Genomic DNA, 15,671 nt, shown 5'->3' with positions numbered 1-15,671 from the left:
CTGGCCGGCAGCGGTGATCCCCCCGCAGCCAGCCGAGCCGCCGAGTCGAACGGCGCTACGCGGTGTCGGAGCGGATGTCCAGCCGCCACCCGGTGAGCCGGGCCGCCAACCGGGCGTTCTGCCCTTCCTTGCCGATCGCCAGGGACAACTGGTAGTCGGGAACGACCACCCGCGCCGCCCTGGCCCGCTCGTCGACGATCTCGACCTTCAGCACCCGCGCCGGGGACAGCGCCGCGGCGACGAAGGCCGACGGATCCTCGTCGAAGTCGACGATGTCGATCTTCTCCCCCTGCAATTCGGAGGTCACCGCCCGTACCCGCTGACCCATCGGACCAATGCATGCACCTTTGGCGTTGACCTGGGGCGATGTCGCCCGAACGGCGATCTTCGTCCGGTAGCCGGCCTCGCGCGCCAGTGCCGCGATCTGGACGACGCCGTCGGCGACCTCGGGCGACTCCATGGCGAACAGCCTGCGCACCAGTTCCGGATGGGTGCGCGAAAGCGTCACCGACGCGCCCTTCATCCCCCGCCGCACGGATACCACGTAGCAGCGCAGTCGCTCGCCGTGCTGGTAGGACTCCGTGGGGACCTGCTCAGCTGGGGGGATGACCCCCTCCACCGACCCGAGGTTCACATAGACCAGGCGGGGGTCCTTGCCCTGCTGGATCACCCCGGACACCAGATCGCCCTCCCGCGCCGAGAACTCCTCGAACGTGACGTCGTCGGTGGCTTCCCGGAGCCGCTGCATGAGGACCTGTTTGGCCACCGTGGCCGCGATCCGCCCGAAGTCCGCCGGGGTGTCGTCGTACTCCCCAACGGTGTCGCCGTTCTCGTCGATCTCAGCCGCCCAGACCGTGACGTGACCGGTCTTGAGGTCCAGCTCCACCCGTGCCTCTTGCTTGTGGCCCTCAGTGTGGTGATAGGCGGCCAGCAGCGCCTGCTCGATGCTGGTCACGACTGTCTTCAGGCTCAGTCCTTTGTCCACGACAACGGCCTTGAGCGCGGTCATGTCGATGTCCATCAGCCGGCCTCCTTCGGGAACTCGACCTGCACAACCGCTTTGCCCACCCCGTCGAACTCCACATCCCGGATCGAGCCGTTCACCTCGATGCGGACGGACGTTTCGTCACTGCCGACGATGCGCCCCTCGAATGTCTCACCGTCGCGCATCGTGACCCTCACGAATCGGGTGGCAGCGCGCCGCCAGTGCCGCGGCAGGGTCAGCGGCCGGTGCACTCCCGGCGACGTCACTTCCAGCGTGTACGACGTCTCCCCCATCACGTCGGACGCGTCAAGCGCCTCGGAGATGCCCCGGGAACAGTCCGCTATGGCATCCAGCGAGACCCCGCCATCGGTGTCGACGGCCACCTGCACCACACCACGCCGACCGGCTTGGCGTACCGACACGAACTCGAGGTCCGCGCCTTGGGCGCGCACGATCGGTTCGACGAGCTCTGCGATGCGCTGCTCGCGTTCATCCGACATGTGAGCCTCCCTGCTGCCCTCCCACAGTACGCGCGCGTAGGCTGCCGCTCATGACGGACCGGCGCCACGTGTTGCAGGTGGGCATGCTCGCCACCGTGACGCTGGTCGCACTGCCGGCCTGCACTGATGAGCCTGGGTCGCAGCCCACGGCCCCGGCCCCCACGCCGGATGAACTGCAGGCCGCCGAGATGAAGCTCATCGCCGCGTACGACGCCGCCCTGGGGTCCGCTGGGAACGCTGCCCAGGCGCAGTACCAGCGCATCCGCGACGACCACGCCGCCCACCTGCGGGCCCTCGGGTGGACCGCGGAACCCACACCCGATGCCGCAACCGAAAGACCGCCCGGACGCCGGGCACTGCGCCGGGCGGAAGTGGCGGCGTCGAAAGCACGCGCCCGTGCCGCGGTCGCCGCCACCGACGCCGAGCAGGCCCAGATCCTCGCCCTCATCGCAGCGTCCGAGGCACAGCACGTGGCAACGCTGGACGCCCTGTGAGCCAGGCACTTCAGGCGGCGCTGTCCGGGCAGTACGCCGCGATCTACGCGTACGGCCGCGCTGGCGGCCGAATCAGCACGGACGAGGACGTCGCCCTGACACTGCTGGCCGACCACCGCACCGACCGCGACCAGTTGCGGGCGTGGCTGCTGTCCGATGGCGAACAGCCCGACCCACCGGCCCCGGCCTACACGCTGCCCGGAACGGTGCGGTCCGATGCCGCAGCCCGGCGGTTGCTGGCGACGGTGGAGCTGAGACTGATCCCGGTGCTCGTGCAACTCCTCGCGGAGGAGTCCGATGAGGCGCGCCGGAGGTGGGCCGTGCGCGCGGTGCGGCGCTCTGCGCTGACGGCCCAGGACTGGGGCGCTGCGCCGCAGGCCTTCCCTTGGCCTGCGGATCTGACCCCACCGGCCTGAACGCCGTGCTTCTGACGGGGTCGGCGGCGGCACCTAGGGTGGAAAGGTGAAACGTCTCGCCCTGTGTATCGCGGCCCTGCTGGTCCTGGCCGGTTGCGGGCAGAACGACAGTCCAGCCCCAGTCACACCGGCGAGCCCGACGTCGACTCCGTCGGTCACGCCCACACCTGCGGCAGAGCCGACCCTCGACGGTGACGTCGCCACCGGCCTCCAGGCGCCGTGGAGTGTGGTTCCCCTGTCCGGCGACCGCGCCCTCATCAGCGAGCGGAACACCGCGCGAATCCTGCTGCTGGCGAACGGCACCGCCAAGGCCATCGTCAACCTGCCCGAAGTCCTGCCTGGCGGAGAGGGTGGACTGCTGGGACTGGCAGTGCAGTCCCCCGATCCGGACACCGTGTTCGCTTATTACACCTCCGCCGTCGACAACCGTGTGGTGGCGTTCGACTTCGACGGCTCGAATCTGAGCAATGAACGCCCGGTGTTCACGGGGATTCCCAAGGGCCAGATCCACAACGGCGGTCGGATCGCGTTCGGGCCGGACGGGTATCTGTATGTGACGACCGGTGAGACCGGGCAACCGGACCTGGCACAGGACCGCACCTCGCTCGGCGGCAAGATCCTGCGGATCACACCCAGGGGCAGGCCCGCACCGGGTAATCCCGAACCGGATTCGCCGGTGTGGTCGTACGGCCACCGCAACGTCCAAGGCCTGGCCTGGGACGACCAGGACCGGCTGTGGGCCACCGAGTTCGGGCAGAGCGATGTCGATGAACTCAACCTCATCGAGCCCGGCGGCAACTATGGCTGGCCACGGTGTGAAGGCAACTGCAACGTCCCCGGCATGGCCAATCCCAAGGCAACCTGGTCCCCCACCTCCACCGCGTCGCCCAGCGGGTTGGCGATCGTCGACGGTTCGGCCTGGGTGGCCGCCCTGCGCGGGGAGGCCCTGTACGAAGTGCCCCTGGACGGCACCCGCGCGGAGAACCCGAAGGCGTGGTTCGACGGGGACCTGGGACGGATCCGCGATGTGGTGGCAAGCCCGACCGGCGGCCTGTGGCTGCTGACCAACAACACCGACGGCCGCGGCCAGCCGCGCAGTGGCGACGACAGACTGGTCGCGGTCGGGCTCTGAACCGTCGGGCGTGACCCGTCTGGGCGACCTCTCAACGGACGGTGGCCCCACCGTTGTTCACGATCGGCAGATCCCCAGCAGGGCCCCGAGAGCCTCCGTCAGTGGGACCTCCTGGCGCTCACCGGTGGTGCGGTCCTTGATCTCGATCACGCCGTCGACCAACCGCTTGCCCACAACCACGATGGTGGGTACTCCCAGCAGTTCCGAGTCGTTGAACTTCACACCAGGTGAGGCCTTCCGATCGTCGTAGAGCACACGAACACCAGCGTCCTCGAGCGCTTCTGCGAGTTCCTCGGCCTTCTGGAACACCTGCGGGTCTTTTCCGGTGGCCACGATGTGCACATCCGCCGGCGCGATCTCCCGGGGCCAGATCAGGCCCTTGTCATCGTGGTGCTGCTCGGCAATGGCAGCCACCGCACGGGACACCCCGATCCCGTAGGAGCCCATCGTCACCACCCGCGACTTGCCGTTCTCGTCGAGCACGGTCAGATCCAGCGCTTCGGCGTATTTGCGACCGAGCTGGAAGATGTGCCCGATCTCGATGCCGCGCTCGGTGTGCAGCGGACCTGAGCCGTCCGGTGCCGGATCCCCGTCGCGCACCTCGGCGGCCTCGATGGTCCCGTCGGGGGTGAAGTCCCGACCGCACACCAAGTCGAACACGTGCCGCCCCGGTTGGTTGGCACCAGTGATCCACGCAGACCCCGTCACCACCCGCGGGTCGACGAGGAAGGGGATGCCGCGCTGCTCGCCGAGGGCTTGCGGACCGATGTACCCCTTGACCAACTGCGGGTACTTCGCGAAGTCGGCCTCCTCGAAGGGCGCCGGCACCGCCGGTGCGATCTGGGCCTCGAGGCGCTTCATGTCCACCTCGCGGTCTCCCGGCAGCCCGATGACCAGCGGAGAACTGCTGCCATCCGGGTACTTCAGGTGCAGCACCACGTTCTTCAGCGTGTCAGCGGCCGTCCACGGCCGGTCGCTGCGCGGGAACCGGGCGTTGGCCAGATCCACGAGCGTGTCGATGGTCGGGGTGTCGGGGGTGTCCTCGACGTGGGCCGGGGACTGATCCTCCACAGGGGTGGCCGGCGGCGGGATGGTCACGACCGCCTCGACATTCGCGGCGTACCCGGCGTCGGTACTGACGAACGTGTCCTCGCCGCTGTCACACGGGGCGAGGAACTCCTCGCTGGCAGACCCGCCCATGGCACCGGACATGGCCGAGACGATGACGTAGTCAAGTCCCAGCCGGTCGAAGGTGCGGATGTATGCCGCGCGATGACGGTCGTACGAGCGCTGCAGTCCCTCGTCGTCGATGTCGAAGGAGTAGGAGTCCTTCATCACGAACTCGCGGCCGCGCAGGATGCCGGCCCGGGGTCGTGCCTCATCGCGGTACTTCGACTGGATCTGGTAGATCACCAGCGGCAGGTCCTTGTACGAGGAGTACTCCCCCTTGACCAGCAGCGTGAACATCTCCTCATGCGTTGGACCGAGAAGGTAGTCGGCACCTTTGCGGTCCTGAAGTCGCATGAGCGTCTCGCCGTACTCGGTCCACCGACCCGTGACCTCGTAGGGCTCGCGCGGCAGCAGCGCCGGGAAGTGCACCTCCTGGAAACCCGCCGCGTCCATCTCCTCGCGGACCACACGCTCGACGTTGCGGTACACGAGGTACCCCAGTGGCAGCCACGTGAACACGCCGGGAGCAACGCGGCGCACCATGCCCGCGCGCACCAGCAGCTTGTGACTGGGGACCTCGGCGTCAGCCGGATCCTCGCGCAACGTGCGCAGGAAGAGGGTGGACATTCTCAGCACGAGGCAAGCCTATGTCCAGCCCGGTGACGACACCGCCGCCCCTCACCGCACCCGGGGGACAGGCGGACGCCCGGGAGAGATCCGATGTCCGGATCGGTCCCGCCTTGAGCACACGCGCGCGGAGCGCCCCCCACTGCCCAACGCGGGAGAGATCCGAACAGGCGGGAGCGCCCCACGCCCAAGGCAACAGAGCGAAAGGACGGGTCGGATCGCTCCCCGATGACCGGATCACCCCCGGCACCCCGCAGGGCCCACCCCCGATGACGGACACCCGGGAGCGATCCAAGCGGTCCGTATCGCTCCCGCCTTGAGCACACGCGCGCGGAGCGCCCCCCACTGCCCAACGCGGGAGAGTTCCAAACAGGCGGGAGAGAAAAGGACGGGTCGGATCGCTCCCCGATGACCGGATCACTCCCCGGTGCACCCCGCAGGGCCCACCCCCGGAGACGGACACCCGGGAGCGATCCAAGCCGTGCGGATCGGTCCCCGATGTCCGCATCACCAACGCCTTCGCCGAACCAGTCGTCCCCGGGCCACCCGACAGCCCCAGAAGCTACCGTGGGCGGCATACCCACCACGAAAGGCAATCCCGTGGCCCGACACATCGCCCCGATCCTGATGGCCGCCGTTGCTGTCGGCCTGCCCACCAGCGCAGCACCTGCACCCGCCGCGACCCCCGTGCACGTCTACCTGACGGTCGGGGCGGCAGCGAAGCAGAAGGCCTCCGTGACGCTCACCGTGGGGGTGAAGAAGACCACCGTCGCCAAGCCGATCCCGGCGACGGTCCGCGTCAGCCCGGCAGTCAAGCGGAAGGTCTCCATCCAGATCCGGTCGAAGACGAACACCTGGGAGACCGTCACCAAGGGAAAGACCTCGAAGTCCGGACGGCTGACCACCTCCTTCACCACCTACAAGGACGGTGACTACACCGTGCGCGCCCAGGTCGCGCCGACGAAGAACAGCCCCGCGGCGACCAGCCCCACCAGGAAGGTGAGGTCCACATATCCGGCGTTCGGTGACCCGCCCAAGAACAAGCTCGACCCGATGGCCCCGTGGTCGTTGTCGGTGGACAACAAGGCCGCCGGATCCGCGCGCACCGGTGAGTTCACCGTCGAGGTCTCGAGAGCTGGCAAGCCGAAGGTCACCGTCACCGACGGCCAGGGACGGGTGACGTGGGCCAGCGCGCCGGGCAAAGCTTTCGTGGCCGCCAGTCGCAGCACGCTGCGGTGGTTCCAGCGCTCGACCGCGGGCGCCTTCTGGCCCCAGGTCGCGCGCAGCGCGCGGCTGCGCGACCAGACGATCAACGCGGTGAGCACCACCAGCCAGGGGGTCCGCATCAAAGGGATGGTGCGCGGCGATGGCAAGAAGGCGTATTACACGCTGGAACTGCAAGCGGTCCCCCACACCTCCGACGTCGCCGTCCTGCAGATGTCAGTGACGTTCAACACCAACAAGTCCGATGTCACGCCCAACAGCGTCCAGATCACCTCCGGGCGCACTTCTGGGGCCGCTGTGCACGGATTCGGCAATCAGTACCAGCCGTTCGACCTCTCGGGTCAGGTGCTGCCGATCCTGGTACAGGAGCAGGGGGTGACGCGGGGGCAGATGCCGGCCGCCGGCGCCGTCGACCAGGCCACATGGGGCGCGGGCACCCTCAAGACCACCTACGGCGCCTGGCCGACCTACGTCACGGCCCAGAACCGGTCCTTCGAACTCGCCGACAAGCGCGCCAGCGGCGCTCTGGCCATCGCGGACATGACGCGTGCCAAGCAGGTCTCCCTGGAGTCGTTCGCCACGACCATGACCGCGCACGTCGTCGCCCGGGACACCCCGCAGGACCTCCTGCGGGCACGCGCAGCCGGGTCGACGCGGCCGCCACTGGCCGATTTCGTCCAGCAGGGCGCCGTACTCGGCCTGCAGGGCGGCACCGACCGGGTCCGGCAGATCGTCGCGGACATGCAGGCCGCTGGCACGAAGATCTCCGCGGTATGGCTGCAGGACTGGGTCGGCAGGCGGGTGACCGGCTTCGGCCAGCAACTGTGGTGGACGTGGCAGTTGAACTCCGTGCTCTACCCGAACTGGGACCAGATGGTCGCCGACTTCCGGTCGCAGGGCATCCAGGTGCTCACCTACGTGAACCCGTTCGTGATCGACCAGAACGCCGTCGACGGCGTGCCCATCCGCAACCTGTACAAGGAGGCTGAGCAGAAGGACTACCTGGTGAAGAACCAGGTGGGTGACACCTACGTGGTGCAGACGATCGGTTTCCCGACTGCGCTGGTGGACCTCACCAACCCGGCAGCCCGCGACTGGTTCGCCGGCGTCATCGCCGATCAGGTGCTCGCGGTGGGGGCGACAGGATTCATGGCCGACTTCGGTGAGTACACCCCTAGTGACGCGGTGCTGTTCAAGGGATCCGCGGCCAAGCAGCACAACCGCTGGCCGCAACTGTGGGCCGACACCGTGCAGTCGGGCTGCCGCCGCGGAGGCGTGCCGGACTGCGTGGCGTTCTTCCGCTCCAGCTACTTGGGGACACCGGACTCGGTGCCGCTCATGTGGGCCGGAGACCAGATGGTCAATTACGCCATCGAGGACGGGATGGCCAACGCCGTCGAGGGCATGCTCGCCGGCGGGGTTTCCGGGGCACCCCTGTGGCATAGCGACATCGGCGGATACACCAGCGTCAACGCGGCGGTGACGAACTTCATCCGCCCGCCGGACCTGAACGCCCGCTGGGCCGAGATGCAGGCGTTCGGGGTCGTGATGCGCACGCACGAGACGAATCGGCCGAGCATGAACCAGCAGGTCTACGACAGCCCTGAGACCCGGGCGCAGTTCGCGCGCGCATCGCAGATCTACGCGGCTCTGCACGAGTACCGGGCCGGTGTGATCGAGGAGGCGGTGCGCGACGGCGTGCCCGCGATGCGCCACGGGTGGCTGGTGTACCCGGGAACGAAGGCGGCGGGTGAGGACCTGCAGTTCTTCCTCGGTGACCACCTGCTGATGGCACCGGTACTCAAGGAGAACGCGACCACGGTCGAGGTGACGTTCCCACCTGGTCAGTGGCGGCACATCCTCACCGGGGAGGTGTTCGGCGGCGACACCACCTCCACCGTGGACGCACCCCTGGGGACACCGGCGGCCTTCGTCAAGGTCGGTGATCCCGTTGGCGACCAGATCGTGGCGGCGATGCAGACGGCGGGCCTGGCGCCGAGCTGACAGGAGTCAGTACAGGACCGTGGCGAACTCCCCCACCTCCTGGAACCCCACTCGCCGGTAGGACGCCAGCGCCGGCTGGTTGAAGTCGTTCACGTACAGGCTGACCGTGGGCGCGAAGTTCCTGCGGGCGTGGTTGACGACAGCGGCCACGCACGGCTCGGAGATGTGGCGGCCCCGGTGGTCGGGATCCACCCAGACCCCCTGGATCTGCGCGACATCATCAGCGACCACGCCCACCTCGGCCTTGAAGAGGACCTCTGCGTCTTCCACCACGAGGAGCGCGCGGCCCTGCCGGATCAAAGTGGCGATTCGTCGGCGGTAGGCCGCACCACCATCGACGCCGAGTGGGCTGATCCCCAGTTCCTCGGTGAACATGGCCACGCATGCCGGGAACAGCAGGTCCAGATCTTCCAGCACGGCTGCCCGGAGTCGCGGATCGGCGGACACCAACGGATCGCCATCGATGGCCAGCATCGGCTGGTGGGCACGCACGTCCCGGGCCCGGCCCCAGGAATCACCCACCGCGTCATAGAACGCGAGGACGGCCGCGGCCGGCCCGACGATGGATGAGCACCTGCGCGGGGTCATCCGGGCACGGCGGGCGAACGCGGCCACGGCCTCGGCGTCGGCGTTGATCGGCACGACGTTGGCGCCGAGGAACAACGCCGCCGTCAGTTCGCTGCCGGGATACCAGCCCCACACCTCCGCACCGAGCACCGCACCCACGCCCGTCACGGCAGTGCGCTCGGCGACCATCGCGTAGGACACCGGATCGCCGCGCAGCAACTGCCGCAATTGGGGAGCGTCCGCTCCCGCGAGCAGACGGACCGTGCCGGTCACCCGACTGAGATGCTCGGGTCGCCGGTGCCCTCCATGGACTCGGCCAGTCGCATGGCCTCCTCGATCAGGGTCTCCACGATGGCCGCTTCCGGAACGGTCTTGATGACCTCGCCCTTGACGAAGATCTGGCCCTTGCCATTGCCGCTGGCAACCCCTAGGTCGGCCTCGCGCGCCTCGCCGGGGCCGTTGACGACGCACCCCATCACTGCGACGCGCAGCGGCACCTCGAGGCCCTGCAGGCCGGCGGTCACCTGCTCGGCGAGGGTGTACACATCGACTTGCGCCCGCCCGCAACTCGGACAGGACACGATCTCCAGGCCGCGCTGCCGCAGGTTCAACGATTCCAGGATCTGCAGGCCGACCTTGACCTCCTCGACCGGCGGGGCGGACAGCGAGACGCGGATGGTGTCGCCGATGCCTTCGCTCAGGAGTGCGCCGAAGGCAACCGCCGACTTCACAGTCCCCTGGAACGCCGGACCGGCCTCCGTGACCCCGAGATGCAGCGGGTACTCGCAGGCGGCGGAAAGCTGCCGGTAGGCCTGCACCATGACGACCGGATCGTGGTGCTTGACCGAGATCTTGATGTCGCGGAAATCGTGCTCCTCGAACAACGAGGCCTCCCACAGGGCACTCTCGACCAGCGCCTCTGGGGTGGCCTTGCCGTGCTTCTCGAGCAGCCGTTTGTCCAGCGAACCCGCGTTCACGCCGATACGGATCGGCACCCCGGCTCCCCGGCAGCCCGGGCGATCTCACCCACGCGGTCGTCGAAGGCCTTGATGTTCCCGGGGTTGACCCGGACACCAGCACATCCGGCGTCGATCGCAGCGAACACGTACTTGGGCTGGAAGTGGATGTCGGCGATGACCGGGATGTCGGCCTTCTTGGCGATCACCGGTAACGCCTCGGCGTCGTCCTGACTCGGCACGGCCACGCGTACCACCTGGCAACCGGATGCGGTCAGTTCCGCGATCTGCTGCAGGGTGGCGTTGATGTCGGCGGTCACCGTGGTGGTCATCGACTGCACACTGACCGGGGCGTCGCCACCGACCTCGACGGGGTGGTGCGGGTGCCGCAGAGTGATCTTGCGGGTGGGTCTGCGAGGTGCCAGCACGGGCGGCGGCCCGGCGGGCATTCCCAACGAAACGGTCATGGTCCAAGTATCCCCCATGCCCGGCGCAGCGCGACTCACATGGACGTGCAGTTGGTTGATGCTGGTCCCGCCGGGCGCCCCCCGGGGGTGGGGGGCGCCCCCCGCCGGCTGGTGATGCCGGCGTTGGTTGACGCCCGGGTGCCGTGCAGTTGGTTGACGCCCGTCGCCGGCTGAACGTCAACCAACTGCACGAGTCCCATCCAACGCGTCTGCTACCCCAGGCGGATGGGTTTGACGATGTCCGCCCAGAGGATGATCACGCTCATCGCGATCAGGATCACCGCCACCGTGTACGCCACCGGCAGCATCCGGGCGACGTCCACCGGCCCGGGGTCGGGCCGGTGCCGCCAGCGGGCCACCTGCCGGCGCGCGCCCTCGAACAGTGCCCCGGCGACGTGACCACCGTCCAGGGGCAGGATCGGCAGCAGGTTGAACAGGAACAGGAACAGGTTCAGCGAGGCGACGATCGCCAGGAACTGGGCGATGCGCCAGCTCGGCGGGGCATCCGCCGAGGCCACCTCACCGCTGATCCGCGAAACGCCGACAACTCCCACCGGCCCCTCCGGATCGCGCGCCTGGTCGGTGAACGCGGCCTCTGTCAGGCCGACCATCTTCGCCGGGAACGAGGCGAGCGCCTGCGCGGAACGCACGGAGATGTCCCACATCTGACCGGGCACTGCCGTGAGGGGCAACGGCTGCAGTTCGATCACCGGCGAGACGCCGAGGAACCCCCGCGGCTGGGCCGAGTCACCCAGCAGAGTGCCGTCCACAGTTGTCAACGGGACCTCGACCGTCAGTTCGCGGCCATCGCGCACGACGGTGACCTCGTGGCCGCCGGTCTGAGATGAGCGGATCGCCTCGCTCAGTTGCGGCCACTCGGCGACCGGAACGCCGTCCCAGGCCACGATCCGGTCCCCGGCCTGCAGCCCGGCCTCGGCCGCGCCCGTCGGCTGGCCGGAGCCTGCCGTGCACTCGCCCTGCGGATCGGTGGCGGTGGGGACGCAGGCGGTGACTGTGGACACGGTGGTGGTCGGCGTCGGCGTCCCGAACCCGGCGAAGACGATGGTGAACAGCACGATCGCCAGCAGCAGGTTCATGACCGGCCCGCCGAGCATCACGACCAGCTTCTTGGGAGCGGACAGCCGGTAGAACGTGCGCTTGTCGTCACCTGGTTCGACGATCTCAGCCGCCGACTCCGCGCGTGCCTGCTCGATCAAGGTCCCCAACCGGCCCGTGCTGCCGGCCTTGACCTGGCCGTCGGGTCCGGGGGGGAACATGCCGATCATGCGGATGTAACCGCCCAGCGGGACACCCTTCACGCCGTACTCGGTGTCACCCTTGCGCCGCGACCAGAGGGTAGGACCGAAGCCGATCATGTACTGGGTGACCTTCACGCCGAACTTCTTCGCGGGGATCATGTGCCCGAGTTCGTGCAGCCCGATCGACACCGCCAGCGCGACCACCAGCGCCAGGATCCCGACCAGGGTCATGACTCCTCCTCCATGATCGACATGGCACGTCGCCGCGCCCAGGCATCCGTTTCCAGGACGTCTTCCAGTGTCACCCGGTTCCCCAGGAATGCGCCAGAGGTCACCTCGTCGATCACGCGGGCGACGGTTTCGCTGATAGCGATGAAGCCGATGCGGCCGGCCCGGAAGGCTGCCACCGCCTCTTCGTTGGCGGCGTTCAGGGCCGCCGGTGCCACGCCCCCGTACTGCGCAGCACGGCCCGCCAAGCGGACGGCCGGGAAGGCCTCGTCGTCCAGCGGGAAGAACTCCCAGGTGGCCGCCGCCGACCAGTCGCACGCCGGTGCCGCCTCCGGCACGCGGTCCGGCCACGACATCCCCAGCGCGATCGGCAGCCGCATGTCCGGTGGACTGGCCTGGGCGATCGTGCTGCCGTCGACGAACTCCACCATGGAGTGCACGATCGACTGCGGGTGCACCACGACGTGGATGCGCTCCAACGGCATGTCGAACAGCAGGTGGGCCTCGATCACCTCCAGTCCCTTGTTCATCAGGGTCGCGGAGTTGATCGTCACGACCGGACCCATGTCCCAGGTCGGATGGCGTAGCGCTTCCGCCACGGTGACGCCGGCCAGTTCGTCGCGGGAGCGGCCCCGGAAGGGCCCGCCGCTGGCCGTGAGGAGCAGCCGCCGGACCTCGTCGCTGCGCCCAGCCCGCAGGCACTGGGCCAGGGCCGAGTGCTCGCTGTCGACCGGCACGATCTGCCCGGGGCGGGCGGCGGAGGTGACCACCTCGCCGCCGATGATCAACGATTCCTTGTTCGCCAGGGCCAGGACGCTGCCGGCCTCCAGCGCCGCCAGGGTCGGCCGCAGCCCCACGGCGCCGGTGATCCCGTTGACCACTGTGTGTGCGCCCAGGCCGGCCACCGCGGAAGCAGCATCCGGACCGGTGTGAACCGTGGCGCCGGTAGCGGCGAGCAGGTCCGCGGCGGCTTCATCGGCGACCGCCACATGGGCGACGCCGAACCGCTGCACCTGTTCGGCCAGCAACGCCGGGTCGCCGCCACCCGCGGCCAGTCCCACAACCCGGAAGCGATCGGGATTGCGGGCCACCACGTCGAGCGCCTGGGTGCCGATCGACCCGGTGCTGCCGAGGATCACGAGGTCACGCATTCACGCCTCCGTGGCTGCCAACTGCCCGCACGCCCCATCGATCTCACGGCCGCGGGTGTCCCGCACAGTGACCGCGACCCCCCTGGCCTGTAACCGCGCCACGAAGGACTCCTCGCGCTCAGGGGTGGACGCCGTCCAGACGCTGCCGGGGGTGGGGTTCAGCGGGATCACATTGACGTGGACCAACCGCCCGCGCAGCAGATCGCCGAGCAGGTCGGCGCGCCAGTCCTGGTCGTTGATGTCCTTCATCAGGGCGTACTCGATACTGACCCGGCGCCGCGTCCGGTCCGCATACATCCAGGCAGCGTCCAGCACCTCGGCCACGTCGTAGCGGGTGTTGATCGGGACCAGGGTGTTGCGCAACTCGTCATCCGGGGCGTGCAGTGAAACGGCCAGTGTCACCGGTATTCCTTCGTCAGCCAACCGCCGGATCTGCGGCGCCAGTCCCACGGTGGACACCGTGATCCCGCGCGCGCTCATACCGAAACCTTCCGGCGGCTCGGCCACCATCCGCCGGACCGCCGCGATCACCGTGTTGTAGTTGGCCAAGGGCTCTCCCATGCCCATGAACACCACGTTCGACAGGCGCCCGGGCCGGCCCAGCACGCCGGATTCGGCGTCGCGGGCGGCCACCCGGACCTGCTCCAGGATCTCCGCGGTGCTCAGGTTGCGCTGCAGGCCACCCTGGCCCGTGGCGCAGAACGGACAGGCCATGCCACACCCGGCCTGCGACGACAGGCACAGCGTGATCCGCTTCGGGTATCGCATGAGCACCGACTCCACCAGTGCCCGGTCGTGCAGGCGCCACAGGGTCTTGCGGGTCGCGTCGTCGTCACACGTCAGGACCTTCGCCGGGTCCAGCAGCGACGGCAGCAGCGGTGCGAGGCGCTCCCGATCCGCGGGACCGAGGTCGGTGCACTGCTCCACGGAGTCCACGTGCCGCACCAGCACCTGCCGGCTCAGTTGCACCGCGCGGAAGGCGGCGCCGCCCAGGGCCGTCACGGCGTCTTTGCGCTCCTGCAGGTCGAGGTCCAGCAGGTGCCGGGGTGGCTTGCCCCTGCGTGGTGCCTGCATCACCAGCGGCAGGGTCATCCGATGAACCACCCGAGCAGAGCCCACGCCACGAAGGCATTGGGGATGAGCGAATCGAGCCGGTCCATCAGGCCCCCGTGCCCGGGGAGGATGTTGGACATGTCCTTGACGTCGAGGTCGCGCTTGATCGCCGACTCGATGAAGTCTCCGGCGGTAGCGGTGATCGGCATGATGGCCCCGAAGATCGCCGCCTGCCACCACGGTGCGCCGAAGGCCACCGCGAACAGCGGGATGGCCACCGCGACGGAGAACACGAGCGAGCCGGCGAAGCCCTCCCAGGACTTCTTGGGGCTCACCTGCGGTGCGATGGGGTGCTTGCCGAACAGCACCCCGGCGAAGTAGCCGCCGACGTCGTTGCACACCGTGATAGCGATGAACGCCACGATCCGCGCGACGCCGTCATCCTCGCGCAGCATGAGCATCACGAATCCGACCATGAACGGCAGGTAGAACCCTACGAACAGCGAACCGGTCGCATCCTTGACGAACCCGTCGGTGCCGCGCCGGATGCGCCACGCGAGCGCCACGACCACGAAGGTGCCGAAGACCACCATGTGGGCCTCGACCCCGTACAGGTAGGCCAGAGTCGGACTGACCAGCACCACGATGTACAGGGGGCTGCGCGCGAGTTTGATGCCGTTGTGCAAGAAGGCGTTGTACAACTCCCACACCGCGATGAGGATCGCGGCGGTGACGAGCAGCACGAACAGGTACTTGTAGAACGCCACCGAAGCGATGACCAGAGCGGCCAGACCGACCCCGACGGCGATCGCCACGGGGAGGTTGCGCCCAGCACGGCTGGGGGGCGGCTCGACCGGGGCCGCTTCGGCGCTGCCCATCAGACCTCGAGCAGTTCTTCCTCTTTGTGCTTCAGGATCTCGTCGACGTGCGCGACTTCCTGGTGGGTGATCTCCTCCAGGTGGGCCAGGCCCCGCTTCACATCATCCTCGCCGACGTCTCCGTCCTTCTTCATCTTCTCCAGTGCTTCCTTGGCCTGACGGCGGATGTTGCGGATGCTCACCCGGGCGTCTTCGGCCTTCTGCTTGGCCACCTTGATGTACTCCCTGCGCCGTTCCTCCGTGAGTTGCGGGAGGACGACCCGGACCACATTGCCGTCCGTGGCAGGGTTCACACCGAGGTCGGAGTCCCGGATCGCCTTCTCCACGGAATGGATGGAGTTGCGGTCGAAGGGCGTGATGAGCATCATGCGCGCGTCGGCGGCGTGGAAGGACGCCAACTGGTTCAACGGTGTCGGGGCGCCGTAGTAGTCCACGGTGATCTTGGAGAACATCGCCGGGTTGACGCGACCCGTGCGCAACGTCGCGAAGTCCTCGCGCGCCACGGCGATGGCCTTGTCCATCTTCTCTTCTGCTTCGAGCAGGATGTCGTCGATCACAGC

At 68.6% G+C, this 15,671-nt stretch carries 13 protein-coding genes and 1 pseudogene; 4 read left to right on the top strand and 10 right to left on the bottom strand.

The features are described from left to right. Positions 1 to 55: 55 nt before the first annotated feature. A complete protein-coding gene (gene nusA, locus IPG68_00965) occupies positions 56 to 1,021 on the bottom strand; it encodes a transcription termination/antitermination protein NusA (protein MBK6761923.1) in 966 nt (321 codons plus the stop codon). Next, positions 1,021 to 1,485 carry a ribosome maturation factor RimP gene (gene rimP, locus IPG68_00960; protein ID MBK6761922.1) on the bottom strand — a complete coding sequence of 155 codons (465 nt, stop codon included), beginning with the start codon at positions 1,483 to 1,485 and terminating at the stop codon, positions 1,021 to 1,023. Before rimP ends, nusA begins: the two co-directional genes overlap by 1 nt. Positions 1,486 to 1,535: 50 nt before the next feature. Between rimP and IPG68_00955 the strand changes: the two genes are divergently transcribed. From IPG68_00955 to IPG68_00945, 3 genes are read left to right on the top strand one after another with little or no spacing between them, the layout of a single operon-like run. After that, positions 1,536 to 1,979, top strand: coding sequence for a hypothetical protein (locus IPG68_00955; GenBank protein MBK6761921.1), 444 nt, complete (start codon positions 1,536 to 1,538; stop codon positions 1,977 to 1,979). After that, positions 1,976 to 2,395, top strand: a complete 420-nt coding sequence (locus IPG68_00950) for a DUF4439 domain-containing protein (protein MBK6761920.1) — start codon at positions 1,976 to 1,978, stop codon at positions 2,393 to 2,395. The genes IPG68_00955 and IPG68_00950 overlap by 4 nt, the downstream gene beginning before the upstream one ends. A gap of 46 nt (positions 2,396 to 2,441) precedes the next feature. Next, positions 2,442 to 3,527, top strand: coding sequence for a PQQ-dependent sugar dehydrogenase (locus IPG68_00945; protein ID MBK6761919.1), 1,086 nt, complete (start codon positions 2,442 to 2,444; stop codon positions 3,525 to 3,527). 57 nt (positions 3,528 to 3,584) lie between these two features. On the opposite strand, the gene IPG68_00940 is transcribed toward IPG68_00945, so the two are convergent. Beyond that, entirely contained in the window at positions 3,585 to 5,324 is a 1,740-nt protein-coding gene (locus IPG68_00940; GenBank protein MBK6761918.1) for a proline--tRNA ligase, read from the bottom strand. A gap of 600 nt (positions 5,325 to 5,924) precedes the next feature. Here IPG68_00940 and IPG68_00935 point away from each other — a divergent pair. Then, a complete protein-coding gene (locus IPG68_00935; protein ID MBK6761917.1) occupies positions 5,925 to 8,552 on the top strand; it encodes an alpha-glucosidase in 2,628 nt (875 codons plus the stop codon). Positions 8,553 to 8,558: 6 nt separating this feature from the next. Here IPG68_00935 and IPG68_00930 read toward each other — a convergent pair whose 3' ends face one another. The 7 genes and pseudogenes from IPG68_00930 to frr form a co-directional block, all read right to left on the bottom strand. After that, complete coding sequence (locus tag IPG68_00930; protein ID MBK6761916.1) at positions 8,559 to 9,308, bottom strand: GNAT family N-acetyltransferase; 750 nt, start codon at positions 9,306 to 9,308, stop codon at positions 8,559 to 8,561. Positions 9,309 to 9,388: 80 nt separating this feature from the next. Further along, positions 9,389 to 10,542, bottom strand: a pseudogene (gene ispG / locus IPG68_00925) (flavodoxin-dependent (E)-4-hydroxy-3-methylbut-2-enyl-diphosphate synthase). Positions 10,543 to 10,754: 212 nt separating this feature from the next. Next, entirely contained in the window at positions 10,755 to 12,032 is a 1,278-nt protein-coding gene (locus IPG68_00920; GenBank protein ID MBK6761915.1) for a site-2 protease family protein, read from the bottom strand. Then, positions 12,029 to 13,180 (bottom strand): 1-deoxy-D-xylulose-5-phosphate reductoisomerase, encoded by a 1,152-nt coding sequence (locus tag IPG68_00915; GenBank protein ID MBK6761914.1) that lies wholly within the window; start codon positions 13,178 to 13,180, stop codon positions 12,029 to 12,031. Before IPG68_00915 ends, IPG68_00920 begins: the two co-directional genes overlap by 4 nt. Next, a complete protein-coding gene (rlmN, locus tag IPG68_00910; GenBank protein MBK6761913.1) occupies positions 13,181 to 14,272 on the bottom strand; it encodes a 23S rRNA (adenine(2503)-C(2))-methyltransferase RlmN in 1,092 nt (363 codons plus the stop codon). After that, positions 14,269 to 15,111 carry a phosphatidate cytidylyltransferase gene (locus IPG68_00905; GenBank protein MBK6761912.1) on the bottom strand — a complete coding sequence of 281 codons (843 nt, stop codon included), beginning with the start codon at positions 15,109 to 15,111 and terminating at the stop codon, positions 14,269 to 14,271. The genes rlmN and IPG68_00905 overlap by 4 nt, the downstream gene beginning before the upstream one ends. Continuing rightward, the gene (gene frr / locus IPG68_00900) at positions 15,111 to 15,668 is read right to left on the bottom strand and encodes a ribosome recycling factor (protein MBK6761911.1); all 558 of its coding nucleotides are present in this window, start codon (positions 15,666 to 15,668) and stop codon (positions 15,111 to 15,113) included. Before frr ends, IPG68_00905 begins: the two co-directional genes overlap by 1 nt. Positions 15,669 to 15,671 lie beyond the last annotated feature (3 nt).

This window comes from Micrococcales bacterium (genome assembly GCA_016703125.1).
In the GTDB taxonomy this organism is placed as follows: Bacteria; Actinomycetota; Actinomycetes; order S36-B12; family UBA10799; genus JADKAV01.
The sequence above is the reverse complement of the archived record's forward strand: the minus strand, read 5'-3'. Positions and strand labels throughout refer to the sequence as shown.